This window comes from Streptomyces sp. NPDC127129 (assembly GCF_042671585.1).
Lineage (GTDB): Bacteria > Actinomycetota > Actinomycetes > Streptomycetales > Streptomycetaceae > Streptomyces.
Map to the genome: position 1 here is coordinate 167126 of NZ_JBHXTV010000006.1, position 25489 is coordinate 192614.

Here is a 25489-nt window from a genome sequence, read left to right on the forward strand (position 1 = left end):
CCCGCGGTCAGCGACGATCGTCGCGATCCGTATCCGTCTCGATGTCGGCTTCTGCCTCCTTGGCCTCCACCTCGGGATCGAGAGCCCCACTGCCGTCGACGGACGACAGCGGCGACGTACGGGACGACGGTTCCGGAACGGACTCATCGACCTCGGTAGGAGCGGGCGGTTCGACCAGCCAGTCGGGGTTGGCCTGCTTGTCCCACCACCTCCATGCGACGAAGAGACCCGTGGCCACCACGCCGAGGACGACGAGTCCCTTGGCGAGACGACCGGCCCGGGCCCGACGCTCGTGCTTGCGCACGAGCTTCTCGATCTCCCTCGGCGTCACCTGACCGCGCAGCGCGGCCCAGGCGGCCACCGAACGTGAACCGGCCTCGTCCAGAACGGGTCCGGTGGCGGCGACCGCTTGTTCCACACGCGGAACCGTGTAGTCCGCCGCCTGACGGGCGGCCTTGCGGGTCACGACCGCGGCACGATGCGCGGCCTCGTCGACCCGAGGCGGTACATGCGGTGCGACATGGCAGTCGTACTGCACACGAGCTTGCTTGCGGGCCTGCTGAGCGGCCTGTGAGACCTTCGGCGCGAGCCGGACGCGTGCCTCGTGCGCATAGCGCGCGGCCTGGTCCTTGGCCGTGCCGGCGTACTGAGCGGCCTGCTCCTTGGCCGTGTCGGCATAAGGCGCCACCACTTCCGCGGCGTGCAGCACGCTGTCCTTGGCCGAATCGGTCGCGGCGCGCACGCTGTCCATCCGGGTCACGGCATCCTCCTACTCGGTGGCGGTGTCGGTATTTCGCCTTTCCACCCTTTTCGAAATCATGCCTGCCGGAACGCGGTACGGCATGCGGGGCTGGCATCCGGGGCATAGCCACGACGCTTCCGTGCGAGGATGCGATGCGCGTCAGTGGAGACTTACGGAAGGCGGACCGTGGCCGAGCAGCTCTACGCCACTCTCAGGACCAGCCAGGGCGACATCGAGATTCGGCTGCTGTCGAACCACGCCCCGAAGACGGTCAGGAACTTCACCGAACTCGCCCAGGGCGAGCGGGAGTGGACGCATCCGGCCACCGGCAACGTCGCCGCGGACCGCCTGTACGACGGCACCGTCTTCCACCGGGTCATCGAGGGCTTCATGATCCAGGGCGGCGACCCGCTGGGGAACGGCACCGGCGGACCGGGGTACGAGTTCGCCGACGAGTTCCACCCCGAGCTCTTCTTCGACCGCCCCTACCTGCTGGCCATGGCCAACGCCGGGCCGGGTACGAACGGCTCGCAGTTCTTCATCACGGTCGGCGCCGCGACGTGGCTGAACCGCAAGCACACGATCTTCGGTGAGGTCGTCGGCGCGGCGAGCAAGAAGGTCGTCGACGCGATCGCCGCCACGCCGGTCAACCCGAACACCAAGCGGCCGCTCGACGACGTGGTCCTGGAGTCGGTCGTCGTCGAGACCCGCTGAGCGGTCGTCGCCCGCGGACCCCGCCCACGCAGGGAACCTTTCCGCCCCGCCCGTCCGTACAGGAAAGGCGGGGCGCCGCCTCGCCGCCCCCATCTCCTCGGGAGGGACCTCCATGGAGCCGCAGTCCGGCCTGCCGCGCTGTTACCGCCACCCGGACGTCGAGACAGGCATCCGCTGCACCCGGTGCGACAAGCCGATCTGCCCGCAGTGCATGGTCTCCGCGTCCGTCGGCTTCCAGTGCCCGGACTGCGTGCGCAACGGCTCCGGCACGGGCCACGCACCCGACGCCAACCGGCCCCGTACGCTCGCCGGCGGCCGCGTGGCATCGGACGGCCGTCTGGTCACCAAGATCCTCATCGCGATCAACCTCGCCCTCTTCATCGCCGTCCAGGTCGCCGGCGACCGGCTCGTGGACGAGCTGTCGCTGATCGGGTACGCCTTCAGCCCCCCGCTCGGCGAGATCGTGGGTGTCGCGGACGGCGAGTGGTACAGGCTGCTGACCTCGGCCTTCCTCCACCAGGAGATCCCGCACTTCCTCTTCAACATGCTGGGGCTGTGGGTCATCGGCGGCATCGTCGAACCCGAGCTCGGCAGGATCCGCTACGCCACGCTCTGCCTGCTCTCCGGACTCTCCGGTTCCGCACTCGCCTATCTGCTGGCCGCACCGAACCAGCCCTCTCTCGGCGCCTCGGGTGTCGTCTTCGGACTGATCGGCGCCTGGGCCGTGCTCACCCGGCGCCGGCGCTACGACATGCGGCCGGTGATCCTCTTCGTCGCCCTGTCGCTGCTGCTGACCTTCACCCGGCCCGGGATCTCCTGGGAGGCCCACATCGGCGGCCTCGTCGGCGGCGCCCTGGTGGCCTACGGCCTGCTGCACGCGCCGCGCGCGCAGCGGAACCTCGTGCAGTACGGAGCCTGTGGACTGGTGCTCCTGATCGACCTGGGGATGATCCTCGCCCGCTCGGCATCGCTCACCTGAGCGCAGAGGGCTGTGGACGAGCTTCTCCGCAAAGCTTTCCCCAGAGTTATCCACAGCGCGTGGCGGGCTGTGTGCATGTCGTGGAGAACGACCGCGCCCCCCGCTCCTGAGCTGGGATTTTCCAGCAGGAGCAGGGGGCGCGGGTGAATCTGTGCCAGGGTGCCGCAGTCACACCGGCGTCAACCGGGGCGATGGTTATCCACAGATCTTCGTAAGTTATCCAGTGCTGTGCACAACGCTGTGGATAAGTTCAGGGCAAGGCTTGACGGGCCCGCCGGGAGCCCGCCGCGTCCACCGCGAGGGCGGCTACTTCCACTGTGTGGAGACGCCGAACCCGGCCGCGATGAAGCCGAAGCCCACCACGATGTTCCAGTTGTTGATGGACTTCACCGGCAGCGTGCCGTCGGTGACGTAGAAGACGACGATCCACACGAGCCCGATCAGGAACAGCGCCAGCATCACCGGTGCCACCCAGCTGCGATTGGTCAGCTTGATGTTGGTGGCCTGCTTGGCGGGCGGGGGCGTGAAGTCGGCCTTCTTGCGGATACGTGACTTCGGCACGAGGGACTCTCCTGTCGATGCGCTGCGTGACCGCGCAGGGAACTGTGGCTGGCGCCGGGGCGGGACGGCTGGGTGACGTAGGAGGACCACTGCGTCCCCCGGGCGTCCGTTAGCGTAGTGGTTCCACGGCACCGAAGGGGATCAGGGTACGTTGAGCAATTCTGCCGACTCTTCCCCCGGGCCGGGCCGACCCACCAGGTGGCGCCCCGTCCGGGTGCTGACCGCTGCCGTCTTCGCCCTGGCCGGGCTGATCTTCGTGACCAGTTTCAACACTGCCAAGGGTACGAACATCCGGACCGACGCCTCGCTGCTGCGGCTCTCCGACCTCATCGAGGAGCGCAGCCACAAGAACGCCGGCCTGGACGAGTCCACCGCCGCGCTGCGCGGCCAGGTCGACGCCCTCGCCGCCCGGGACGACGGCTCCACGCGCGCCGAGGACGCCAAGCTGCGCGCCCTGGAGACGGCCGCCGGCACCACCGCGATCTCCGGACAGGGTCTGACGGTCACCCTGAACGACGCCCCGCCGAACGCCCAGGCGGCCCCCGGCTACCCCGAGCCGCAGGCCAACGACCTCGTCATCCACCAGCAGGACCTCCAGGCCGTCGTCAACGCGCTCTGGCAGGGCGGCGCCCGGGGCATCCAGGTCATGGACCAGCGGCTCATCTCGACCAGCGCCGTGCGCTGCGTGGGCAACACCCTGATCCTCCAGGGCCGGGTCTACTCACCCCCGTACAAGATCACCGCCGTGGGTGACCGGGAGAAGCTGACCAAGGCGCTCGCCGACGCGCCGGCCGTGCAGAACTACCAGCTGTACGTGAAGGCCTACGGACTCGGCTGGAAAGTCGACGAGCACAAGGCGATGACTCTGCCCGGCTACTCCGGCACAGTGGATCTCCACTACGCGAAGCCTGTGAGCTGACTGCGGGGAGGCCCGGCCGGTGGCGGTGCGACTGATCGTCAGGACGTTCAGCGAGCTGTGCATCACCGCCGGGACCGTGATCGTCCTCTTCGTCGTGTACCTGCTGCACTGGACCGGCGTCCAGGCGGAGAGCGCGACCGCCGGTCAGATCGACACCCTGGAGCGGGAGTGGGTGGAGCGGCCCGTCCCCGGCGCCGCCCCGGCCGCGCCGCCCCCGAAGCCGTACGCGAGCGGCCGGGGCATCGCCGTCATGTACATCCCCCGGCTCGGCGGGGACTGGGAGTGGCCCGTCCTGGAGGGCACCTCGGCCGCCGTCCTGAAGCAGGGCCTCGGCCACTACGCCGCCACCGCCCGGCTCGGCGAGACTGGCAACTTCTCCGTGGCCGGCCACCGGCGCACGTACGGAGATCCGTTCAAGGACTTCCCCCGGCTGCGGCCGGGTGACGCGGTCGTCCTGACCGACGGCACCACCTGGTTCACGTACCGGATCGCCCGCGCGCCGTACCGGACCGTCCCCACCGACGTCGGTGTGATCGACCCCGTGCCCCGCCCACTGCGGAAGGACGCGGCCGCCTTCGACGGTCCGGGCCGCTATCTGACACTCACCACCTGCGAGCCGGAGTGGGGCAGCAGCCACCGGCTGATCGCCTGGGCCCACCTCGACGCGACCCAGCCTGTGACGCAGGGCAAGCCACGGGCTTTGACGGGCTGACCCCTCACGCCTCCTTCGCCCCGTACTCTGGTGCCCGTAACGAACGGAAGGGGCAGTGGACGTCATGTACGGCTGGATCTGGCGGCATCTGCCGGGCAACGCGTGGGTCCGGGGCATCATCTCGCTCGTCCTCGTCCTGGGGGTCGTCTACACCCTCTTCCAGTACGTGTTCCCCTGGGCGGAGCCGCTGCTTCCGTTCAACGATGTGACGGTGGACGGCCAGTGAGCGCGCGGATTCTCGTCGTCGACAACTACGACAGCTTCGTCTTCAACCTCGTCCAGTACCTCTACCAGCTCGGCGCCGAGTGCGAGGTGCTGCGCAACGACGAGGTCGAACTGAGCCACGCCCAGGACGGCTTCGACGGCGTCCTGCTCTCGCCCGGGCCCGGCGCGCCCGAACAGGCCGGTGTCTGCATCGACATGGTGCGCCACTGCGCCCGGACCGGGGTGCCGGTCTTCGGGGTCTGCCTCGGCATGCAGTCGATGGCCGTCGCGTACGGCGGCGTCGTCGACCGCGCCCCCGAGCTGCTGCACGGCAAGACCTCCCTCGTCACGCACGAGGGCAAGGGCGTCTTCGCGGGCCTTCCGTCGCCGTTCACGGCGACGCGCTACCACTCGCTGGCCGCCGAGCCCACGACCGTGCCCCCGGAGCTGGAGGTCACCGCCCGGACGGAGGACGGCATCATCATGGGGCTCCGCCACCGTGATCTGGCCGTCGAGGGCGTGCAGTTCCACCCCGAGTCGGTGCTCACCGAGCACGGCCACCTGATGCTCGCCAACTGGCTGGAGCAGTGCGGCGACAGGGGGGCGATCGGCAGGTCGGCGGGGCTCGCGCCGGTGGTGGGCAAGGCCGTCGCGTGACGGCGGGGTCGCCGTGGTTCCGGGCGACGAACGAGCCGGGACCGGAACCGGGATCGACACCGGAGGAGACGCCGTACGCGACGGCGCACTCCGCTCCGTACGCCGAGTACGCGCATCCGTACGAGGCGATACCGGACGGCGCCGCCGAGGCGCGGCAGCCTGCGCCGGAGCACCGGGACGCGCCGTACGAGACGCGCGATGTGCCGTACGAGACACAGGATGTGCCGTACGAGCCCCCGCAGGAGCCCCTGGAGGCCTCGTACGAGCCTTCGGACGCGCCCTACGGGTCTCATGAGCCCCACGGGGAAACGATGGCTCTGAGGGCCGTGGAGCCGGCTGTGACGCCACCTCCGGGCCCCGGCAGGGCCGAGCGCCGGCGCGCAGCCCGGGGCAAGGGAGCCAAGGGCAAGGGGCGCCGGGGCGCACCGCCCGCCGCATCCGCCGCCGGGACCACCCCTGCCGCCCCGCTGTCCCGCGTCGAGGCCCGACGGGCGGCCAGGGCGGCGAAGGACAGCGTCGGTGTCGTCGCGAGCCGGCTGGTGGGCGAACTGTTCATCACCTTCGGCGTGGTCATGCTGCTCTTCGTCACGTACCAGCTGTGGTGGACGAACGTACGGGCCGGGCAGCAGGCGAACCAGGCCAAGGGGCAGATAGAGGACTCCTGGTCCAGGGGAGGGGAACGGACGCCGGGCGCGTTCGAGCCGGGACAGGGCTTCGCGATCATGTACATCCCCAAGCTGGACGTGGTCGTCCCCGTCGCCGAGGGCATCAGCAAGCCCAAGGTCCTGGACCGCGGCATGGTCGGCCACTACGGCGAGGGCAAGCTGAAGACGGCGATGCCCGGCGACAAGGAGGGCAACTTCGCGGTCGCGGGGCACCGCAACACGCACGGCGAACCGTTCCGGTACATCAACCAGTTGCAGCCCGGCGACCCGATCGTCGTCGAGACCCAGGACGCCTACTACACGTACGAGATGGCGAGCATCCTGCCGCAGACCGCGCCGTCGAACGTGTCGGTCATCGAACCGGTGCCGAAGCAGTCGGGCTTCAAGGAGCCCGGGCGGTACATCACGCTGACGACCTGTACGCCCGAATTCACCAGTACGTACCGCATGATCGTGTGGGGCAAGATGGTCGAGGAACGCCCGCGCAGCAAGGGGAAGCCGGACGCGCTCGTAGGCTGAGACCCTACGGATCCACGACCACACACTTCAGAACGGGACGACGCAGTGGCACGTGTGCGCAACTGGATCGCCGGAGTCGTCAGTGTCTTCGGCGAACTCCTCATCACCGCGGGCCTGGTGCTCGGTCTCTTCGTCGTCTACTCGCTCTGGTGGACCAACGTCCTCGCCGACCGCGCCGCCGACAAGGACGGCGACCAGGTCCGCGACAACTGGGCGTCGGCGCCCGGCGCCCTGGACACCAAGGACGGCATCGGCTTCCTGCACGTCCCGGCGATGGGCGGGGACGAGATACTCGTCAAGAAGGGCACCGACAGCAAGACGCTGAACAACGGCGTCGCCGGCTACTACACGGACCCGATCAAGTCGGCCCTCCCGCAGGACAAGCAGGGCAACTTCACGCTGGCGGCGCACCGGGACGGGCACGGGGCGAAGTTCCACAACATCCACAAGCTGAAGAACGGCGACCCGATCGTCTTCGAGTCCAAGGACACGTGGTTCGTCTACAAGGTCTACAAGACCCTGCCGGAGACGACGAAGTACAACGTGGACGTCCTCCAGCAGGTCCCGAAGGAATCGGGCAAGTCGAAGCCGGGCCGCTACATCACGCTGACGACGTGCACGCCGATGTACACCTCGGACTTCCGCTTCATCGTGTGGGGCGAACTGGTCCGCACGGAGAAGGTCGACGCGGAGCGGACACCCCCCGCGGAGCTGAGCTGAGCTGAGGTGAGCTGACCGGCGCCGGTGCGACTGCGCGACTCACCGGCGGGCGGACGGGAAGGGCCCCGGCATCCACGAGGATGCCGGGGCCCTTCCCGTCTCGGTGCGTACGGTTCGCGCGGCCGCTAGTCGAAGAAGCCGCCGCCGTTGTTGCCACCGCCGCCGCCGCCCGCCGTGAAGACGGTGATCGTCGTGCCGGGGTTCACCGGGCTGCCCTCGGGCGGGTTGGTGCCCATGACGATGGCGTCGTTCTTGTCCGAGCCCGTCTGCTGCACCGGCAGGCCCAGGGCCTCCAGCTGCTGCTTCACTTCCTCGAACTTCTTGCCCGTCAGGCCCGTCGGGATGGTCGTCTGCGTCTGCTGCGGGCCCTTGGAGACCTTCAGCGTGATCTGGACGTCCTTGGCCTGGTTCGAGGGGCCCTGCGGGTTCATCCCGATGACGGTGTTGACCGGCTGGTCCGAGTCGACGTCCTGACGGGCGACGTTCTCGAAGCCGAGCGTCTTGAGGTCCTGGACGGCCTGGTCGAAGAGCCGGCCCGTGACGTCCGGGAGCTGCGACTTCTTCTGCTTCGCCACCGTGATCGTGACCTCGGAGTTCTGCTCCGCCTTCGAGCCGCCGTCGGGGTTCTGGCGCAGGACCGTGCCCAGGTCCTCCTCCGACTCCTCCTGCTTGACGACGACCTTGAAGCCCTTGTCCTTCAGGAGCTGCTCGGCGCTCTCCTGGGACTTCTCCAGCACGTCCGGGACCTCGATCTGCGGGGCGCCCTCGGAGATGACGACGGAGATCGTCTCGTCGAGGTTCATCTTCGCCGTGCCGTCGGCCACCGGCGTCTGGCTGCAGATCTTGCCCTTGGGCTGGTCGCATCGCTCGGATCCCGACTGCGCGACCTTCACCTGGGCGTTCTTCGCCCGGATCTCGGCCTCCTGGAGGGTCTGGCCGACCAGGGAGGGGACGACGACCTGGGCCGTACCGTCCTTGCCGTCGAAGATCGAGCGGCCGATGAGGATCGCGCCGACCAGGACCAGGATGCCCGCGAGGACCAGCAGGATCGTCGAGGTGTTCGACTTCTTCTGGCGCCGGCGGTCCGGGCGGTCGTCGTAGCCGTAGCCGCCGTCGTCCGGGTTCACCGGAGGCAGCATGGACGTCTGGCCGGCCGGGTCGGTCTGGCGCAGCGCGGTCGTCGGCTGGTCGTCCGGGGCGTAGCCGCCGTAACCGTTGCCGTACCCGCCGCCGTACGCCGCCGCGCCCATCGCCGCGGCAGCCGCGACGGGCTGGCCGTCGAGGCAGGCCTCGATGTCGGCGCGCATCTCGTCGGCGGACTGGTAGCGGTAGTCGGGGTCCTTGACCAGCGCCTTGAGGACGATGGCGTCCATCGAGGGCGTGATCTCGGCGTCGAAGTTGCTCGGCGGCTGCGGCTCCTCGCGTACGTGCTGGTACGCGACCGCGACCGGGGAGTCGCCCACGAACGGCGGGCGGACGGTCAGCAGCTCGTACAGCAGGCAGCCGGTGGAGTACAGGTCGGAGCGGGCGTCGACCTGCTCGCCCTTGGCCTGCTCCGGGGAGAGGTACTGGGCCGTGCCGATGACCGCGGCGGTCTGCGTCATGGTCATGCCCGCGTCGCCCATGGCGCGCGCGATGCCGAAGTCCATGACCTTGACCTGACCGGTCCGCGTCAGCATGACGTTCGCCGGCTTGATGTCGCGGTGCACGATCTGGGCGCGGTGCGAGTACTCCAGCGCCTGGAGGATGCCGACCGTCATCTCGAGCGTGCGCTCGGGCAGCAGCTTGCGCCCGGAGTGAAGCAGCTCACGCAGGGTCGAACCGTCGACGTACTCCATCACGATGTACGGGATGGAGACCCCGTCGACGTAGTCCTCGCCGGTGTCGTAGACCGCGACGATCGCCGGGTGGTTGAGCGAGGCGGCCGACTGGGCCTCACGGCGGAACCGGGCCTGGAAGGACGGGTCGCGGGCGAGGTCGGCCCGCAGCGTCTTCACGGCGACGGTGCGGCCGAGCCGGGTGTCGTGGGCGAGGTAGACCTCTGCCATGCCACCACGGCCGAGCACCGAGCCCAGCTCGTACCGGCCGCCGAGGCGACGCGGCTCTTCCATAACTGATCCAGCCCTCTCCGTCTGTCCCGACCGCACCCGTGTGTGGTCCGGCGGTGTGCTGTTCGCGCAAAGGCTACCGGCCACGGGAGGGCGATCCGCCCGCGACCGGCACCTGATACCTGACCGGTACCTGGCCGGTTCCCGGCCGCAAGCTCAGCTCCTGGTCTTCAGTACCGCCTTCATCACGGCCTTCGCGATCGGGGCGGCGAGGCCGCCACCGGAGATGTCCTCACGGTTCGTGCCCTCGGAGTCCTCGACGATGACGGCGACGGCGACCGGGGAGCCCTGGTCGGTCTTGGCGTAGGAGATGAACCAGGCGTAGGGGCGCTTGGAGTTCTTCTCACCGTGCTGGGCGGTGCCCGTCTTGCCGCCGACCTTGACGCCGTCCATCTTGACGTCGGCCTTGGCGCCGGTGCCCTTGGAGACGACGTTCTCCATCATCTGCTGGAGCTTCTGCGCCGTCTCCGCGGAGACCGGGCGGCTCATCTCCTCCGGCTCGTTCTGCTTGATCACGTCGACGTTCGGGGACTCCAGCTTGTCGATCATGTACGGCTTCATCAGCTTGCCGTCGTTCGCGACCGCGGACGCCACCATGGCCATCTGGAGCGGCGTGGTCGCGGTGTTGAACTGACCGATGGAGGAGAGCGCGTTCCCGCCGCGGTCCATCTGCTTGTCGTAGACGGAGGCGGCGGAGCGGACCGGGGTGAACTGCTCGGCGTTGAAACCGAACTTCTCGGCCATTTCGACCATCTTGTCGCGGCCGACGTCGTCGCCGAGCTTGGCGAAGACCGAGTTGCACGAGACCCGGAGCGCCTCGTTCAGGCTGGCGTTCTCACACCCGCCGGCGTGGTTGACCATGTTCCGCGTGGAGAGCGGGATCTTGTACGGCTCGGGGGTGTCCGTCGGCGCGTCGATGTCGGTGACCTTGCCGTTCTCCAGCGCCGCGGCCGCCGTGACGACCTTGAAGACGGAGCCGGGCGGGTAGATCTCGCGGAGCGCGCGGTTGAGCTTCGGCTTGTTCTTGTCCTTCTCCAGCGCCAGCCAGGCCTTCTCGTCCTTGCCGGAGTAGCCGGCGAAGGTCGAGGGGTCGTACGAGGGCGTGGAGGCGAGCGCGAGGATCTTGCCGGTCTTGGGCTCGATGGCGACGACCGCGCCGGTCTTGTCGCCGAGGCCCTCGAAGGCGGCCTTCTGGGCGGCGCCGCTCAGCGTCGTGACGACGTTGCCGCCCTTCTTCTTGTCGCCCGTGAACATCGACAGGGTGCGGTCGAAGAAGAGCCGGTCGTCGTTGCCGGTGAGGATGCCGTCCTCGATCTTCTCGATCTGGTTGGCGTCGTAGGCCTGCGAGGCGTAACCGGTGACCGGGGCCCACATGGGACCGTCGGTGTAGGTCCGCTTGAACCGGTAGTACGGGTCCTGGGAGTCGACCGAGCCGGTGATCGGCTTGCCGTCCACGATGATGTTGCCGCGCTCGTTCGCGTACCGCTCGATCGTGACGCGCCTGTTCTTCGGGTGGGCGTTCAGCTCGTCGGCACGGACGTACTGGATCCAGTTGTCCCGGATCAGCAGGGCGAGGACCAGCAGGCCGCAGAAGATCGCGACCCGGCGCAGGGGCTTGTTCACGGACGGACCACCTGGGTCATCTCGGCGTCGGGGGACGGGGCGGGGGCGGGCGCCGGGCGGCGCGCGGTGTCGCTGATCCGGATCAGGATTCCGATCAGAGCCCAGTTGGCGATCACGGAGGAACCGCCGTACGCGAGGAACGGCATGGTCATACCGGTCAGCGGGATGAGGCCCATCACACCGCCCGCGACGACGAAGATCTGCAGCGCGAAGGCGCCGGACAGGCCCATGGCGAGCAGCTTGCCGAACGGGTCGCGGGCCGCGAGGGCGGTACGGACACCGCGCTCGATGATCAGGCCGTACAGGAGCAGGAAGACCATGACGCCGGTCAGGCCGAGCTCCTCGCCGACGGTGGCGAAGATGAAGTCGGAGTTGGCGGCGAAGCCGATCAGGTCGGAGTTGCCCTGCCCGAGACCGGTGCCGAGGATGCCGCCGGAGCCGAAGGACATCAGTACCTGGCTCATCTGGTCGCAGGCCGCCGCCATGTTGGAGCCCTCGGGAGCCGTCTTCAGGCACTCGAAGGGGTCGAGCCAGGCAGCGACACGGGACTGCACGTGGCTGGCGGTCGAGCCGACCACGACGGCACCGGCGGTGGACATCAGCAGACCCATGACGACCCAGCTGGTCCGCTCCGTCGCCACGTACAGCATGATCACGAACATGCCGAAGAACAGCAGCGAGGTGCCGAGGTCGTTCTCGAAGACCAGGATCAGAAGGCTGACGGCCCAGATGGTGAGGATCGGGCCGAGGTCACGGCCACGGGGCAGGTAGAGGCCCATGAACCGGCGGCTGGCCAACGCCAGCGCGTCCCGTTTCACCATCAGATAGCCGGAGAAGAAGACGGCGAGGACGAGCTTGGCGAACTCACCGGGCTGGATGGAGAAGCCGGCGACGCTGATCCAGATCTTGGCGCCGAACACGTCGGCGCCGAGGCCCGGCACCAGCGGCAGCAGCAGCAGGACGAGGGCCGCCACCATGGAGATGTACGTGTAGCGCTGGAGGACCCGGTGGTCCTTCAGGATCAGCAGCACGCCCACGAACATCGCGACGGCGATCGCCGAGTACAGCATCTGGCTCGGAGCGTCCGGGGTGAACGTCTTGTACCGGTTGATGATGCGCGGCGACTGGTCCAGGCGCCAGATCAGCACCAGGCCCATCCCGTTCAGCAGGGTCGCCAGGGGCAGCAGCAGCGGGTCCGCGTACGGGGCGAACTTACGCACCACGAGGTGCGCGACGCCGGCGAGCAGGCCGAGGCCGAGGCCGTAGCCGGCCATCCCCGCCGGCACCTTCCCGTCGATCGCGAGACCGACGTTCAGGTACGCGAAGACCGGGATGGCGACGGCGAACGCGAGCAACGCCAGCTCGGTGTTCCGGCGGCTCGGCGCCTCGATCGCGCCGATGGTGGTCGTGTTGGTGACAACGCTCATGGTGGTGAAAGGCCCCCTACGGGTGCTTACTGCTTGCCGCAGTTCGAGGCCAGCTTCTGCTCGTCCTCCGTGAGGGTGGGGCCCGGGGAGGGAGCGGCTGTGGCGGGCTTGTCTTCGGGCGTGGTCGCGCCGTCGGCGGGCGGCTTGCTCGCCTGGTCCGCGGACTTCTCCGCGGCCTCGCGGCGCTGCTCGGTCTTCTTGCAGGCCGAGGCCTGCACGGACAGCTCAGCGATCTTCGTCTGGGCCTTGCCGAGGCTGCCGCCCGCGATGGTCTCCTCGACCTGCTTGCGCTGGTACGGCGGGAGGTACTTGAGTTCGATCTCGGGGTGGTCCTTCTCCACGTCCGAGAGCGACACCCACGCCAGGTCCTGGCTGATACCCCGGTAGAGCGCGACGTGCTCCTCGTTGGAGCCGACGTAGTACTGCGTCTGCGTCCAGCGGTAGCCGCCGTACACGCCCCCGCCGACCACGGCGAGCGCGAGGATCAGGAAGAAGCTGCGCTTCAGCCACTTGCGGCCGGTGCGCGGCTTCTCGAACTTCTCGTACTTGTCGAAGCTCTCGTCCGTGTAGGCGCCGAAGGAGCCCTGCGGCGGCATCCCGCCGTAGCCGTGGTCGTCACCGCTGCCGGGCGGGCCGAAGCCCTGCGGCGCGTGCCCACCGGGCGGCTGCTGGTGCGGCGCCGGGCGGCCGAGACCGGAGGCCCGGCCGGCCGGGGTCTGCATCGCCCCGCCGTCGGACTGCTGCACCTGGTTCTCGGCGACCGCGCCGACGATCACCGGGGTGTCGCTGAGCCGCCCTGCGAGGGTGTCGCCGCCGTCGACGTCGAGGACATCGGCGACGATCACCGTGATGTTGTCGGGGCCGCCGCCGCGCAGCGCGAGCTGGATCAGCTCCTGCACGGTCTCCTGCGGGCCCTGGTAGCTGGCGAGCGTGTCCTCCATCGTCTGGTGGGAGACGACTCCGGACAGCCCGTCGGAACAGATCAGATAGCGGTCGCCGGCCCGGACCTCGCGGATCGACAGATCCGGTTCGACGTGGTCACCACTGCCCAGAGCGCGCATCAGGAGCGAACGCTGCGGGTGGGTGGTGGCCTCCTCCTCGGTGATCCGGCCCTCGTCGACCAGCCGCTGGACCCATGTGTGGTCCTGCGTGATCTGCGTGAGGACACCGTCGCGCAGCAGGTACGCGCGCGAGTCGCCGACGTGCACGAGACCGAGGCGCTGACCCGTCCACAGCAGGGCGGTGAGCGTGGTGCCCATGCCCTCCAGCTGGGGGTCCTCCTCGACCATCAGCCGCAGCTGGTCGTTGGCCCGCTGCACCGCGGCACCGAGCGAGGTGAGGATGTCGGAGCTGGGCACGTCGTCGTCGAGGGTGACGAGCGTGGAGATCACCTCGGAGGAGGCGACCTCACCGGCGGCCTGGCCGCCCATGCCGTCGGCGATGGCGAGCAGCCGGGGCCCGGCGTAACCGGAATCCTCGTTGCCCTCGCGGATCATGCCCTTGTGCGACCCGGCGGCGAAGCGCAGTGACAGGCTCATGCGCACCTGCCCTGTCGGCGTCGCCTCGGGGTACAGCCGGTCTCGAGCCACACTGCCCACCCTCCGGTCGGGAGCCCGTGCCGGTACGCGGCCCGGACCTGACGGTCCGCCGCGCGGTCCGTCGTGGGGACCGCGTCGGCCCGCTCGCTCCGCTCGCTCATTGTCGTACTACTTCCGCAGCTCGATGACGGTCTTGCCGATGCGGATCGGCGCGCCCAGCGGAATCGGCGTGGCGGTGGTGAGTCGGGTCCGGTCGAGATACGTACCGTTGGTGGACCCGAGATCCTCGACGATCCACTGGCCGTCCCGGTCCGGGTAGATCCTCGCGTGCCTGCTGGAGGCGTAGTCGTCGTCCAGCACGATCGTCGAGTCGTGGGCGCGGCCCAGCGTGATGGTCTGCCCCTGCAGGGCGACCGTCGTGCCGGTCAGCGTCCCCTCGGAGACGACGAGTTTGGTCGGCGCGCCGCGGCGCTGGCGCCCGCCGCCCGTGTTCTGCTGTCCGCGCTGGGCAGGCGGCGTCGCCGCCTGGCGCGGATTCTGCTGCGGCCGGGCGTCCTGGCGGCGCGAACCGCGCTGCGTGACACGTGTGCCGAACAGGTCGCTCCGAATGACCTGGACGGCCACGATCACGAACAGCCACAGAACGGCCAGGAAACCCAGCCGCATGACCGTCAGGGTCAGCTCTGACATTGCCCCCGCTTCACCCTTCGGCTTGCCGGTAAACGATGGTGGTGCTGCCCACGACGATCCGCGAGCCGTCGCGGAGCGTAGCGCGGGTGGTGTGCTGCCCGTCCACCACGATGCCGTTGGTGGATCCGAGATCCTGGATCGTCGAGGGCGTTCCGGTCCGGATCTCGCAGTGCCGGCGGGAGACGCCGGGATCGTCGATCCTCACGTCCGCGTCGGTGCTGCGGCCAAGGACCAGAGTCGGGCGGGAGATCTGATGGCGGGTGCCGTTGATCTCGATCCACCGGCGCACCTGGGCGCCGGAGGCGGGCATGGGGCCGGGGCCACCGGCCGTGGGGCGGCCGGCGGCGGGCGCCTGCCCGGGCCGCTGCATGCCGCCCGCGCCCGGCGGCGGGGCCGCGGGCATCGGCGGAGCACCGACCGGAGGATAGCCGTAGCCGCCCGGCGCTCCACCCGGCGCGCGGCCCGGCTGAGGGGCGGCGGCGGGTGCCTGCTGCTGTGACGAACTCGACGCGAGAGTGCGGCTGCGCACCCGGTACAGACCGGTGTCGAGGTCGTCGGCCTTCTCCAGGTGGACCTTGATCGGGCCCATGAAGGTGTACCGCTGCTGCTTGGCGTAGTCGCGGACCAGGCCGGCCAGCTCGTCGCCGAGCTGACCCGAGTACGGGCTGAGGCGCTCGAAGTCGGGCGTGCTCAGCTCGACGATGAAGTCGTTGGGGACGACGGTCCGCTCGCGGTTCCAGATCGTCGCGTTGTTGTCGCACTCGCGCTGGAGAGCGCCCGCGATCTCGACGGGCTGGACCTCGGACTTGAAGACCTTGGCGAAGGTGCCGTTGACCAGGCCTTCGAGCCGCTGTTCGAAACGCTTCAGGACTCCCATGGGGCACCTCCTCCGTCGTTGTCGTCCTGGTACTGCTTACTGATCGTATCCACGCGTCGGGAAATCGGCTGGTTCCCCTTCTCTGCCCTGTGGACGAGTGTCACCTCTCACAGGCTTTCCCCACGGATCGTAGAGGCGGCCCCTGGACAGTGTCCCGCACCCGGGGAGCGAGCTGGAGGAGTGGGGCGGGGCGGCGGGGGCGGTCCGCCCCGTTCCTCCCGTTACCCGTGCTCTTCCGTTCCAGCCCCGTCCGCGTACCGCGTGCGGGGCTCCGTCCCATGGTGCCTGGTGCCCGACCTCTTTCTCCTCCGGCTGTGTACCGCTTGTGCTCCAGTTCCGTCCCTCTTGCGTCTGTCTCGGGCCCGTCGCGGCTGTCGCGCCCGTCGCGCCTGTCGCGGTTCCGTCCTCCGACGGTCCGGTGTCCCTGTGTCCCTGTTCGCTCCGGGCGGGGGTCAAACAACGGATGTGAATCCACGGTCTGCGACGTGCTAATCTTCAGATGTCGCCAGGCGATCGCACCGAAAAAACGGTGAGGGAGCCCGGAGCACACCCAATGCGCGGGTGGCGGAATAGGCAGACGCGCTGGATTCAGGTTCCAGTGCCCGCAAGGGCGTGGGGGTTCAACTCCCCCCTCGCGCACCAGACGGAAGCCCCGTAGGTCATCGACCTACGGGGCTTTCGCGTTGTCGTTCTCCGCGTTGTCGTTCTCCGGTCGGCGGGTGATGTGAGCGATACGACCTTCGTCGTCGTGGGTCGAGACGAAAGAGAGCCGCGGGCGGGGCGGGCCGCTGCCTAGGGTGCGAGCGTGGACGCGACTTCGAAGATCAGGGCCGGGATCGGCGCCGGATGGGCATGGTTCGCCGCGCCCGAGTTCTGGTCGCGGCGCAGAACGGCGGGCGAGCTGGTGCTCGCCGTCGTGATCGGGCTGCTCGCCGCCGGCAGCGAGGAGCTGCTCGGCGGAGAGGGGTGGCGGCTCGCCGCGGTCGGCCTGGCCGCCGCCGTCCTGTCGCTGCTGCGCCGACGGCTGCCCGTCACCATGCTCGTCGTCACGGGTGGCCTCGCGCCGCTCGTGCCGGGCTTCCTGATGCTCCTGATCCTCATCGGCTGGTCGTCGGGCCGGTACATCGCGGGCGCCGGACGGGCCCTGATCGCGTACACCGTCGCGTACGTGCTGAACATCGCTGCCAGCGTGGTCGACGTCTGGGACCTGCACCGGACGCTCACCGTCGTCTTCATGTCGACGCTCTACTACCTGGCGACGACCCTCGCGCCCGGTCTCGCCAACCGGTACTGGACCCAGCGCAGGACCCTGCTGCACACCCTGCAGGAGCACAACGCCCAGCTGCTGCGGGAACGCGCGATGGTGGTCGGGCAGGCCCGGCTGATGGAGCGGCAGCGGATCGCCCAGGACATGCACGACAGCCTCGGGCACCAGCTCGCGCTGATCGCCGTCCACACCGGCGCCCTGGAGGTCGACCGGGAGCTGACCGACCGGCAGCGGGAGGCGGTGGGCGTGCTGCGCAACGCGTCGGTGACCGCCATGCACGAACTGCGCGAGGTCGTCGGCATCCTGCGCGACGGCGTCGCGGCGCCGTCCGGCACCGCGGTCCCGCCCGCACGCTCCGGAGACTCCTCGGGACGGGCCGCGCGGGGGACCGCCGGTATCCAGGAGCTCGTGGAGACCGCGCAGGGCGCCGGGAACCGCGTGGAGCTGCGGCGGCGCGGGGAGGTCCGGGCGCTGCCGCCCGCCGCCGACCACGCCGCGTACCGGATCGTGCAGGAGGCGCTCACCAACGCCTACAAGCACGCGCCGGGCGCGCTCATCGACGTGGAGGTGCGGTACGAGCCGGACTCCCTCGTCGTGGAGATCGTCAACGAGGCCGCCGTGCACTCCCCGGGGGACGTGGTCAGCGGCGGGCAGGGGCTGACCGGGCTCCACGAGCGGGCACGGCTCGTCGGCGGCATCGTGCACGCCGGGCCGGTCGACGGCGGCGGGTTCCGGGTCGCCGGGATGCTGCCGTACGGGACGGTGGAAGCAGCGCCTTTGGTCGATGCGGAGGACGACTTCCGGCAGCAGTCAGGGGGGCCTCTCGTGGGCGACCGTGGTCGCGTCCCGGTCGGGCAGGCCGACTGGACGCTGACGGAACGGGAGCTGGCGATGGCGTTGCGCGGGGGCAGGAGCACGGGCCGAGGGGTCGCGATGGGATGCGGGATAGCGCTCGCGGCCCTCGTGCTGCTGTTGGTGGCGGGGGGCTTCGGCGTCTACTTCATGGTGTCGTCGCTGGAGAAGGGCATGATCGACCCGGGCGAGTACGACGCCGTCAAGGTTGGAGCCGCCGAGCAGGACGTACGCGACCGGCTCCCGTCGGGCGACACCATCGCCACCACCGGTCTGCACGGCAAGGGGCCCGCGGAGCCCGAGGGATCGAAGTGCCTGGTGCTGATGTCCTCCGAGGTCGTGGAGAGCGAGGCCGAGCCGGTTTTCCGGTTCTGCTTCAAGGACGGCAAGCTGATCGAGAAGAAGTCGTACGAGGTCACGCGCTAGCGCTGACCCGCCCGAACCGGTAGCCGTTGGGGAGTAGCTGTGGCAGGGCAGCGCATCAGGGTCGTGATCGCCGATGACGAGCCGCTGATCAGGGCCGGGATCCGGATGATCCTCACCTCGGACGCGGACATCGAGGTGGTCGCGGAGGCGGCCGACGGCCGGCAGGCCGTCGAGGAGGCGCGGGCACACGCGGCCGACGTGGTGCTGCTCGACATCCAGATGCCGGTGCTCGACGGTCTCTCCGCCCTGCCGGAGCTGCGCCGGGCGGCGCCGTCGGCTCGGGTGATCGTGCTGACGACGTTCGGCGAGCGGGAGAACGTGCTGCGGGCCCTGGAGCACGGGGGCGCCGGGTTCCTGCTCAAGGACACCGCGCCGGCCGAGCTGATCCGCGCGGTACGGGCCGCGGCGGCGGGGGACGCGTACCTCTCGCCGGCAGCCACCCGGCACGTGGTCGAACAGCTGGCCTCGGGGCGGGAGGCCACCCGCGCCGAGCAGGCCAGGGGTCGGGTGGCGGCCTTGAGCGAGAAGGAGCGCGAGGTCCTCGCGCTGCTCGGCGAGGGGCTGTCCAACGCGGACGCGGGGCGCCGACTGCACATGAGCGAGGCCACGGTGAAGACCTACGTCAGCCGGATCCTGGCGAAGCTGGGCTGCGACAACCGGGTGCAGGCGGCCCTGCTGGCGCGCGACGCGGGGCTCTAGGGCCGCCGGGAGGCAACTCCGGGAGGTGAGGGGAGGGGGCGGGGAGGGGGCGGGGGGCCCAAGGCGCCGAACGGCCTCGGGATCTGCCGGGGAGCGAACTCCGGCCCTTCGGCCGGTCGTTGCCCCGCCTAATCAGGTTGCCGCAGGTCCGCCCGGTCGGATAGGAAAGCTCGCATGCTGAGGGGTAACAAGGTCGGGCTCAGGGCCCGGCACGAGGACGACATCCCGATCCTGAGGACCGAGCTCTACGACGACGTGGAGGGCTCCTCGCGGGCCGATGCCACGCCGTGGCGGCCGATCTCGCCCGGCTCCAAGGACAAGCGGCTCGCCGTGGACGACACGGATCAGGGACACGTCCGGTTCTCCGTGGTGGAGCTGGACGGCGGCACCTTGGTCGGCACCGCGAATCTGTGGGGCATCGACACCCACCACCGCTCCGCGCACGTCGGCCTCGGACTGCTGCCGGCCGCCCGCGGCAAGGGCTACGGCATCGACGTGGTCTCCGTGCTGTGTCACTACGGCTTCGTCGTGCGCGGTCTGCATCGGCTGCAGATCGAGACGCTGGCGGACAACACCGCGATGCTGCGCTCCGCCGAGCGCAACGGCTTCGTCCGCGAGGGGGTGCTGCGCTCTTCGGCCTGGGTCATGGGCGAGTTCCTCGACGAGGTGCTGCTCGGGCTCCTCGCCGCCGACTGGAAGCCCACCTCCGCGGTCTAGGCCGTGTTGTAGCGGAGCAGGTACGCCGCGAACTGTGCGAGGTCCTCGGCGGACCAGTCCTTGAGGCGCTCCTGATAGGCGGCGCGACGGCTCGCCTGGGTGGCGGCGAGCACGCGGGTACCGGCTTCGGTGGGGTGCAGGACGTGGACCCTGTGGTCCTCCGGGTCGGGGCGGCGCTCGACCAGGCCGAGCTTCTCCAGACCCGCGACCTGACGGCTGACCGTCGACTTGTCCAGCAGGTAGTGGGCGGCGAGGTCGGTGGCACGACAACCCTGCTGGTCGTCGATGTGGGCGAGCAGGGTGTACGAGACGAGCGGCAGATCCGGGTGGAGCCGGGCTGCCGCGGCGCGGGCGCGGCGGGAGAACGCCGTCAGCTCCCGCTGGATGATGTCGACGGATGCGTCGCGCGGGCCGTCGGTCATGTTGCGCTCCCTGGTTCACCGTTCACCTGACCGGTTTGCTCACCACCGGTTCAGTTGTATAGTACAACGGTTGTTTAGTTGTAAAAGCCAACCATGGAGGTGTGTGGTGTCCGCAGGACCTCACCCCGCGGGACCGGCGTCGACGAGCGCGCTCCGGCACGTGCTCGGGCACCTACTCACCCCGCTGCTCATGTGCGTCGGCATGGGCCTCGCCTACCTCGGCGCGTTCCACGCCCCCCAACCCCACGACCTGCGCGTCGACGTCGTCGGCTCGGGCCCCACCGCCCAGGTCCTCGCCCAGACACTCCACGACAAGGGCGCCGGCGCGCTCGACGTCCGCACCGTCCCCGACCGTGAGACAGCGGTCTTGGCACTCCGCGACCAGTCGACCTTCGGTGCCTACCTGCCCGGCACCCACCCCGAACTGCTCGTCGCCTCCGCCTCCTCCGACACCAGCGCCATCGCCGTCGAGAAGGTCTTCACCAAGGTCGCCGCCGCACAGGACGCACCCCTCGAGGTCACCGATGTCGCGCCCGTCTCCGGCGGAGACCCCACAGGCCAGGGCGTCTTCTTCCTCCTGGTCGCGCTCAGCATCGGCTCGTACGCCTCAGTGGCCGTCATCGGCGGGGCGGGAGCCGTCCTGCCCCTGCGCGTCCGCACCCTGCTCGCCGCCGGAACGTCCCTCGTCGTGAGCCTCGTCGGCACCGTCTTCGCCGGACCGATGTTCCACCTCGTCGACCAGGGACTCGGCGGAGTCTGGGCCATGTCCTGGCTGTACTCGGCCGGCATCCTGCTGACCGGCGTCGGCCTCCACACCTTCCTCCGGCGCTGGACCACCCTCGGCGTGATGGTCCTGTTCGTCATGCTCAACTTCACCAGCTCCGGCGGGATCTACCGCCCCGAGCTGCAACCCGGCTTCTTCGGCGCGCTCCACGCCTTCTGGAACGGCGCCGGATTCGTCGAGGGCGTGCGCAGCCACGTCTACTTCGACGGCCACGCACTCGGCGGACACCTGCTGGTCCTCGCCCTCTGGCTCCTCACCGGAGTCGCCGTGACGCTGTGCGCGGGCCTGGCCGAAGCGCGCCGCCGCCCGCCGGCGCCGGCCATGGGGAGAGCGTCGGGGGCGGAGACCGCGACCGAGGACGAGATGGCGGAGGCCGTCGGCGTCTGAAGGGCCGACGGCCTGGTGGACAACCGCCGGAGGCAGTTGTCCACAGGTCGTTGTCCACAGGGGAAGACGGGCCACCGAACCCGGCGGTACCGTCGTGTCCAGTTGATGTTGCACAGCACAGCACGAAGGCGGGGGAGGCGTCCCATGGGCGAGATCGAGACAGCGGTACAGGGACAACGAGGCACCGAGAGCGGGCGCGTACCGCACGTGCCCGGGTTCGCCCGGCGGGCGGCGGCGGGAGCCACCAACTCCCCCAAGGAACAGGGCAAGGCCCTGCGCGCCCGCGTCCCGCGCGCCTCCCACAGCACTCTCGTCCTCGCCGACGACCGGCCCGACGCCGTCCGGGCCGTCGAGGAGTCCAGCCGCGACCGCGTGCCCGACCTCGCACCCATCCGCGTCGGACGCATGGCCGCGAGCCCCTTCGCCTTCCTGCGCGGCTCCGCCGGGCTCATGGCCCACGACCTCGCCGGCTCGCCCGTCACCGGCGTCGCCGCCCAGATATGCGGCGACGCCCACGCGGCGAACTTCGGCCTCTACGGCGACGCCCGCGGCGGGCTCGTCATCGACCTCAACGACTTCGACGAGACCGTCGTCGGCCCCTGGGAATGGGACCTCAAGCGACTGGCCACCTCGCTCGTCCTCGCCGGACGAGAGGTCGGCGCGAGCGAGGACACCTGCCGGGCCGCCGCATTCGACACCGTCGGCGCCTACCGGCGGACCATGCGGCTGCTCGCCAAGCTCCCCGCACTCGACGCCTGGAACGCGATAGCCGACGAGGAGCTCGTCTCCCACACCGACGCCCGCGACCTGCTCGGCACCCTCGAAAGGGTCTCGGAGAAGGCCCGGAACAACACCAGTGCCCGGTTCGCCGCCAAGTCGACCGAGTCCGTCACCGACGCCGACGGCGGCGGCCGCCGCTTCGTCGACGCACCGCCAGTTCTGCGCCGCGTACCGGACGCGGAAGCGGCCGCCGTCGCCGCCGCGCTCGGCCCCTACCTGGACACCGTCTCCCACGACCGGCTGCCGCTCCTCGCGCGGTACGCCGTCCACGACGTCGCCTTCCGCGTCGTCGGCACCGGCAGCGTCGGCACCCGCTCGTACGTGGTGCTGCTCCTCGACCACCGGGGCGAGGCGCTCGTCCTCCAGGTGAAGGAGGCACGCCCCTCGGCGCTCCTCCCCCACCTGCCGACGGCCGGCTTCACCGTCCCGGACGCGGGGCACGAGGGACGGCGCGTGGTCCTCGGGCAGAAGCGGATGCAGGTCGTGAGCGACATCCTGCTCGGTTGGACCACGGTCCAGGGGCGCCCGTTCCAGGTGCGCCAGTTCCGCAACCGCAAGGGCAGCGTCGACCCGGCCGCGCTCACACCCGACCAGGTCGACGACTACGGCCGCATGACCGGCGCCCTGCTGGCGCGCGCCCACGCCCACAGCGCGGACCCGCGCCTGATAGCGGGCTACTGCGGCAAGAACGAGGAGTTCGACGAGGCCGTCGCGGCCTTCGCCGTCGCCTACGCCGACCGCACCACGGCGGACCACACCGACCTGGTGACGGCGATACGCGACGGCCGGACAGAGGCCGAACTCGGCGTCTGACGACACAGGCCCGCCCGCACCCAAGCCGGGCGAAGCCGACCACGGGGGGACGGGGGCGGGGGAGGGAGGGGGGAGGGGCCCCCGGAGGATCGTAGGCTGGTGTGGTGACTGACCGGAGCGAGGACGTGGGCGTGGACCAGGACCAGAACGTGGACCCGGGCGCGGGCTCGGATTCGGGTGCCGACCCGGCGGGCGCGGAGCAGGGCGCCGGCGCGGATTCGGGGAGTGCCGAGCGGCCTGAGGCGCGGCTGGGAAAGGCCGTGCGGGTGGCCGAGCAGGCCTTGATCGAGTTCGAGATCGCCGTGGAGACGTTCCGCGTCGAGGTCGACAACTTCTCCCGGCTTCACCACCAGAAGCTCGGCCCCATGTACACGCGGCTCGACGAGCTGGACGCGCAGATCGCCGAGGCGCGGGCGGCTCGGAGCGGGGATCCGGAGGATCTGCGGCGGGCGCAGGAGGCGCGGGCCGTCGTGATGCCGATGCCGGCTGTCGACGAGCTCTTCCACGACTGGATGGACTCCGACGGGCTCTCCCCCGAGGCCGCCGCCATGCTGACCGGGCAGCCGGTGCAGCCGCCCAAGCGGGTCCGGCCCGGTGAGGAGGCCCGGAAGCTGTACCGCGAGCTGGCCCGTCAGGCCCACCCGGACCTGGCGCGCGAGGAGGCCGAGCGCAAGCGGCGCGAGGAGTTCATCACCCGGGTGAACGCGGCCTACGCCCGTGGTGACGTGGCGCTGCTGCGTGAGCTGTCCGAGGAGTGGGCTGCCGGTCCCGTGCCCGAGCCGGAGCCGCTCAGCGAGAGCGAGGAGCTGTACGCGCGCCTCGACTGGCTGACGCAGCGCAAGGAGCTGCTGACGCTGGTTGCGCGGGAGCTGGAGGAGAGCGCGATCGGCGCGATGCTGCGGATGGCGCCCGACGATCCCGACCGTCTCCTCGAGGAGATCGCCGAGCAGCTGCTGGTGCAGGTCTCCGAGCGTGAGGCGGAGCTCGCCGCGCTCGTGGGGTAGGTGCGTTAGGTTTCACAGAGCTCGACTTCCGTCGAGTCCGTCCGTACGAGAGAAGGCCTGTCCCATGAATTTCGCCCCGCTCCCCTCGGTGGACGTGGCTTCCGTGCCTGCCGATGCCCTGGTGGTGGACGTCCGCGAGGACGACGAGTGGGTGGCCGGTCACGCCGAGGGTGCGCTGCATGTGCCGATGAGCGACTTCGTGGCGCGTTTCGGTGAGGTGACCGAGGCGGTGGCCGACGGGCGTCGCGCGTATGTGATGTGCCGGGTCGGTGGCCGGTCGGCGCAGGTCACGCAGTATCTGGTGCAGCAGGGGATCGACGCGGTGAACGTCGACGGCGGCATGATCGCCTGGGATGCGGCCGGGCGGCCGGTGGTGACGGCGGCGGGCGCCCAGGGCTTCGTGGCCTAGGCGCGGACGCCCGGGCCGTTCTGCCCGGGCGGGATCGGACGTCCGGGGTGGTTGTGCCCCGGGCGGGATCGGACGTCCGGGCGCTCTGCCTCGGGCGGGGATCAGCCGAGGGGGTGGGCGGCGAGGAGGTCGCCCAGAGCTTCCTCGTGGGCCGCGGCCGGGCCGAGGGCGAGTTCGAGTTGCTTGGCCCAGGCGTGGTAGCGGTGCAGGGGGTAGTCGGTGTCGGCGCCGAAGCCGCCGTGGAGGTGCTGGGCGGTCTGCACCACGCGGCGTACGCCTTCCGAGGCCCAGATCTTGGCGACGGCGATGTCCGCGGCGGGCGGCAGTGGTCCGCCGGCTTCGCTGCTGATGCGCCAGGCGGCCTGCCAGAGGGTGACCTCCATGGCCCGCAGGTCGATGTAGCGGTCTGCCGCCTGGACGGCGACGGCCTGGAAGGTGGCCACGGGGTGGCCGAACTGTTCGCGCTTGCCGGTGTACTGGCTGGTCATGGTGAGGACGTTCTCGCCGAGTCCGAGGGCGAGGGCGCAGGTGCCGGTGGCGAGGACGCCGTGGAGCCAGTCCCAGGCGCCGTCGGTGTCGATGACGTCGGCCGCGTCGAGGTGCACGGAGTCGAGGTGGAGTTCGGCGAGGAGCTCACCGCTGGTGGAGTACTGCTCGGCCAGGGTGAGGCCGGGGTGGGTGCGGGGGAGCAGCGCGAGGACGGTCTGTCCTTCGGTGGTGTGGGCGGGGACGGCGATCCGGTCGGCGCCGTGGGCCCAGGGGACGGCGGTCTGGAGGCCGTCGAGGATCCAGCCGGTGCCGTCGCGGTGGGCGGTGACGGCGAGTTCGGCGGGGTCGTGGCCCGTGCGGCCGTTGGATGCGGCGGTGAGGACGAGTTCGCCGCGTGCGACGCGGGGGAGGAGTTCGGCCGCGGTGCGGGCGTCGGCGTAGCGCTGGATGGTCATGGCGACCGCGCTGGTCTCCAGGAGGGGGACGCGGGCGAGGACGCGGGCGGATTCGCGCAGGACGAGGCAGAGGGCGATGGTGTCGAGGCCCGCGCCGCCGTGTTCGGGGTCGAGGACGAGTCCGAGGAGGTCGGCGGTGGCGAGGCGGGACCAGAGCGGTCGGTCGAAGTCGTCGGCGACGGCTCCGGGGGTGAGCGCGGGGCTCGGTACGGCGTCGGGTGTGACGCCGGAGAAGACCGCTTGGGCCGCCTCGACGGCCGCCTGCTGTTCTTCGGTGAAGGTGAAGTCCACGGCCATGCCCTCCCGTTGCCTGTCTGACGGATCGTCAAG

25 protein-coding genes and 1 tRNA gene are annotated in these 25489 nt (G+C 70.3%); 16 read left to right on the plus strand and 10 right to left on the minus strand.

What is annotated here, in order from left to right; all coding sequences use genetic code 11:
• Positions 1 to 7: 7 nt before the first annotated feature.
• Entirely contained in the window at positions 8 to 760 is a 753-nt protein-coding gene (locus tag ACFVGW_RS13760; protein ID WP_385852092.1) for a DUF5324 family protein, read from the minus strand.
• A 168-nt stretch (positions 761 to 928) separates the two neighbouring features.
• Between ACFVGW_RS13760 and ACFVGW_RS13765 the strand changes: the two genes are divergently transcribed.
• Entirely contained in the window at positions 929 to 1456 is a 528-nt protein-coding gene (locus ACFVGW_RS13765) for a peptidylprolyl isomerase (protein WP_383294553.1), read from the plus strand.
• A gap of 112 nt (positions 1457 to 1568) precedes the next feature.
• Complete coding sequence (locus ACFVGW_RS13770) at positions 1569 to 2435, plus strand: rhomboid family intramembrane serine protease (protein WP_385852093.1); 867 nt, start codon at positions 1569 to 1571, stop codon at positions 2433 to 2435.
• A gap of 306 nt (positions 2436 to 2741) precedes the next feature.
• Here ACFVGW_RS13770 and crgA read toward each other — a convergent pair whose 3' ends face one another.
• Entirely contained in the window at positions 2742 to 2996 is a 255-nt protein-coding gene (gene crgA / locus ACFVGW_RS13775) for a cell division protein CrgA (protein WP_137988265.1), read from the minus strand.
• A gap of 151 nt (positions 2997 to 3147) precedes the next feature.
• On the opposite strand from crgA, the gene ACFVGW_RS13780 reads away from it, so the two are divergent.
• From ACFVGW_RS13780 to ACFVGW_RS13805, 6 genes are read left to right on the plus strand one after another with little or no spacing between them, the layout of a single operon-like run.
• Positions 3148 to 3915, plus strand: a complete 768-nt coding sequence (locus ACFVGW_RS13780; RefSeq protein WP_352187243.1) for a DUF881 domain-containing protein — start codon at positions 3148 to 3150, stop codon at positions 3913 to 3915.
• Between the two features lie 19 nt (positions 3916 to 3934).
• Positions 3935 to 4627: a class E sortase gene (locus ACFVGW_RS13785; RefSeq protein WP_383308817.1), complete on the plus strand. Its 693-nt coding sequence runs from the start codon at positions 3935 to 3937 to the stop codon at positions 4625 to 4627.
• Positions 4628 to 4682: 55 nt separating this feature from the next.
• The gene (locus ACFVGW_RS13790; protein ID WP_260228500.1) at positions 4683 to 4853 is read left to right on the plus strand and encodes a hypothetical protein; all 171 of its coding nucleotides are present in this window, start codon (positions 4683 to 4685) and stop codon (positions 4851 to 4853) included.
• Positions 4850 to 5488 carry an aminodeoxychorismate/anthranilate synthase component II gene (locus tag ACFVGW_RS13795; RefSeq protein WP_352187245.1) on the plus strand — a complete coding sequence of 213 codons (639 nt, stop codon included), beginning with the start codon at positions 4850 to 4852 and terminating at the stop codon, positions 5486 to 5488. Before ACFVGW_RS13790 ends, ACFVGW_RS13795 begins: the two co-directional genes overlap by 4 nt.
• Positions 5485 to 6672 (plus strand): class E sortase, encoded by a 1188-nt coding sequence (locus tag ACFVGW_RS13800; protein WP_385852094.1) that lies wholly within the window; start codon positions 5485 to 5487, stop codon positions 6670 to 6672. Before ACFVGW_RS13795 ends, ACFVGW_RS13800 begins: the two co-directional genes overlap by 4 nt.
• Before the next feature lie 45 nt (positions 6673 to 6717).
• Positions 6718 to 7392: a class E sortase gene (locus ACFVGW_RS13805; RefSeq protein ID WP_383294544.1), complete on the plus strand. Its 675-nt coding sequence runs from the start codon at positions 6718 to 6720 to the stop codon at positions 7390 to 7392.
• A gap of 125 nt (positions 7393 to 7517) precedes the next feature.
• Here ACFVGW_RS13805 and pknB read toward each other — a convergent pair whose 3' ends face one another.
• The 6 genes from pknB to ACFVGW_RS13835 all read right to left on the minus strand — a co-directional run bounded on the left by pknB (position 7518) and on the right by ACFVGW_RS13835 (position 15655).
• Positions 7518 to 9503 carry a Stk1 family PASTA domain-containing Ser/Thr kinase gene (gene pknB, locus ACFVGW_RS13810; protein ID WP_385852095.1) on the minus strand — a complete coding sequence of 662 codons (1986 nt, stop codon included), beginning with the start codon at positions 9501 to 9503 and terminating at the stop codon, positions 7518 to 7520.
• A gap of 153 nt (positions 9504 to 9656) precedes the next feature.
• Positions 9657 to 11123 carry a peptidoglycan D,D-transpeptidase FtsI family protein gene (locus tag ACFVGW_RS13815; RefSeq protein WP_385852096.1) on the minus strand — a complete coding sequence of 489 codons (1467 nt, stop codon included), beginning with the start codon at positions 11121 to 11123 and terminating at the stop codon, positions 9657 to 9659.
• Positions 11120 to 12550 (minus strand): FtsW/RodA/SpoVE family cell cycle protein, encoded by a 1431-nt coding sequence (locus ACFVGW_RS13820; protein WP_352187250.1) that lies wholly within the window; start codon positions 12548 to 12550, stop codon positions 11120 to 11122. The genes ACFVGW_RS13815 and ACFVGW_RS13820 overlap by 4 nt, the downstream gene beginning before the upstream one ends.
• 26 nt (positions 12551 to 12576) lie before the next feature.
• The gene (locus ACFVGW_RS13825) at positions 12577 to 14088 is read right to left on the minus strand and encodes a Stp1/IreP family PP2C-type Ser/Thr phosphatase (protein WP_385852097.1); all 1512 of its coding nucleotides are present in this window, start codon (positions 14086 to 14088) and stop codon (positions 12577 to 12579) included.
• Between the two features lie 168 nt (positions 14089 to 14256).
• Entirely contained in the window at positions 14257 to 14778 is a 522-nt protein-coding gene (locus tag ACFVGW_RS13830) for an FHA domain-containing protein (protein ID WP_352187252.1), read from the minus strand.
• 10 nt (positions 14779 to 14788) lie between these two features.
• Positions 14789 to 15655, minus strand: coding sequence for an FhaA domain-containing protein (locus tag ACFVGW_RS13835; protein WP_383224279.1), 867 nt, complete (start codon positions 15653 to 15655; stop codon positions 14789 to 14791).
• Positions 15656 to 16210: 555 nt separating this feature from the next.
• Between ACFVGW_RS13835 and ACFVGW_RS13840 the strand changes: the two genes are divergently transcribed.
• The 4 genes from ACFVGW_RS13840 (at position 16211) to ACFVGW_RS13855 (ending at position 19616) form a co-directional block, all read left to right on the plus strand.
• Positions 16211 to 16297, plus strand: a tRNA-Leu gene (locus tag ACFVGW_RS13840).
• 163 nt (positions 16298 to 16460) lie between these two features.
• On the plus strand, positions 16461 to 18200 hold the full coding sequence (locus tag ACFVGW_RS13845; RefSeq protein ID WP_385852098.1) for a sensor histidine kinase: 1740 nt from the start codon (positions 16461 to 16463) through the stop codon (positions 18198 to 18200).
• Between the two features lie 39 nt (positions 18201 to 18239).
• Complete coding sequence (locus tag ACFVGW_RS13850) at positions 18240 to 18899, plus strand: response regulator (protein ID WP_385852099.1); 660 nt, start codon at positions 18240 to 18242, stop codon at positions 18897 to 18899.
• A 174-nt stretch (positions 18900 to 19073) separates the two neighbouring features.
• On the plus strand, positions 19074 to 19616 hold the full coding sequence (locus tag ACFVGW_RS13855) for a GNAT family N-acetyltransferase (protein ID WP_385852100.1): 543 nt from the start codon (positions 19074 to 19076) through the stop codon (positions 19614 to 19616).
• Here ACFVGW_RS13855 and ACFVGW_RS13860 read toward each other — a convergent pair.
• Positions 19613 to 20038, minus strand: a complete 426-nt coding sequence (locus tag ACFVGW_RS13860; RefSeq protein WP_385852101.1) for a MarR family winged helix-turn-helix transcriptional regulator — start codon at positions 20036 to 20038, stop codon at positions 19613 to 19615. The two genes, ACFVGW_RS13855 and ACFVGW_RS13860, sit on opposite strands and share 4 nt — an antisense overlap.
• Before the next feature lie 106 nt (positions 20039 to 20144).
• On the opposite strand from ACFVGW_RS13860, the gene ACFVGW_RS13865 reads away from it, so the two are divergent.
• The 4 genes from ACFVGW_RS13865 (at position 20145) to ACFVGW_RS13880 (ending at position 24215) form a co-directional block, all read left to right on the plus strand.
• Positions 20145 to 21209, plus strand: a complete 1065-nt coding sequence (locus ACFVGW_RS13865) for a hypothetical protein (protein ID WP_385852102.1) — start codon at positions 20145 to 20147, stop codon at positions 21207 to 21209.
• A 144-nt stretch (positions 21210 to 21353) separates the two neighbouring features.
• On the plus strand, positions 21354 to 22802 hold the full coding sequence (locus ACFVGW_RS13870; RefSeq protein WP_385852103.1) for a DUF2252 domain-containing protein: 1449 nt from the start codon (positions 21354 to 21356) through the stop codon (positions 22800 to 22802).
• Positions 22803 to 22903: 101 nt separating this feature from the next.
• Positions 22904 to 23806 (plus strand): hypothetical protein, encoded by a 903-nt coding sequence (locus ACFVGW_RS13875; RefSeq protein WP_385852104.1) that lies wholly within the window; start codon positions 22904 to 22906, stop codon positions 23804 to 23806.
• A 64-nt stretch (positions 23807 to 23870) separates the two neighbouring features.
• On the plus strand, positions 23871 to 24215 hold the full coding sequence (locus tag ACFVGW_RS13880; RefSeq protein ID WP_383224262.1) for a rhodanese-like domain-containing protein: 345 nt from the start codon (positions 23871 to 23873) through the stop codon (positions 24213 to 24215).
• A gap of 101 nt (positions 24216 to 24316) precedes the next feature.
• On the opposite strand, the gene ACFVGW_RS13885 is transcribed toward ACFVGW_RS13880, so the two are convergent.
• Complete coding sequence (locus ACFVGW_RS13885; RefSeq protein WP_385852243.1) at positions 24317 to 25450, minus strand: acyl-CoA dehydrogenase family protein; 1134 nt, start codon at positions 25448 to 25450, stop codon at positions 24317 to 24319.
• Between the last annotated feature and the right edge of the window lie 39 nt (positions 25451 to 25489).

Coding starts and splice junctions, on each gene's coding strand:
- ACFVGW_RS13880 (WP_383224262.1), top strand. CDS start 23,871: ATGAATTTCGCCCCGCTCCCCTCGGTGGACGTGGCTTCCGTGCCTGCC.
- ACFVGW_RS13830 (WP_352187252.1), bottom strand. CDS start 14,778: ATGTCAGAGCTGACCCTGACGGTCATGCGGCTGGGTTTCCTGGCCGTT.
- ACFVGW_RS13860 (WP_385852101.1), bottom strand. CDS start 20,038: ATGACCGACGGCCCGCGCGACGCATCCGTCGACATCATCCAGCGGGAG.
- ACFVGW_RS13770 (WP_385852093.1), top strand. CDS start 1,569: ATGGAGCCGCAGTCCGGCCTGCCGCGCTGTTACCGCCACCCGGACGTC.
- ACFVGW_RS13870 (WP_385852103.1), top strand. CDS start 21,354: ATGGGCGAGATCGAGACAGCGGTACAGGGACAACGAGGCACCGAGAGC.
- pknB (WP_385852095.1), bottom strand. CDS start 9,503: ATGGAAGAGCCGCGTCGCCTCGGCGGCCGGTACGAGCTGGGCTCGGTG.
- ACFVGW_RS13820 (WP_352187250.1), bottom strand. CDS start 12,550: ATGAGCGTTGTCACCAACACGACCACCATCGGCGCGATCGAGGCGCCG.
- ACFVGW_RS13835 (WP_383224279.1), bottom strand. CDS start 15,655: ATGGGAGTCCTGAAGCGTTTCGAACAGCGGCTCGAAGGCCTGGTCAAC.
- ACFVGW_RS13855 (WP_385852100.1), top strand. CDS start 19,074: ATGCTGAGGGGTAACAAGGTCGGGCTCAGGGCCCGGCACGAGGACGAC.
- ACFVGW_RS13825 (WP_385852097.1), bottom strand. CDS start 14,088: ATGAGCCTGTCACTGCGCTTCGCCGCCGGGTCGCACAAGGGCATGATC.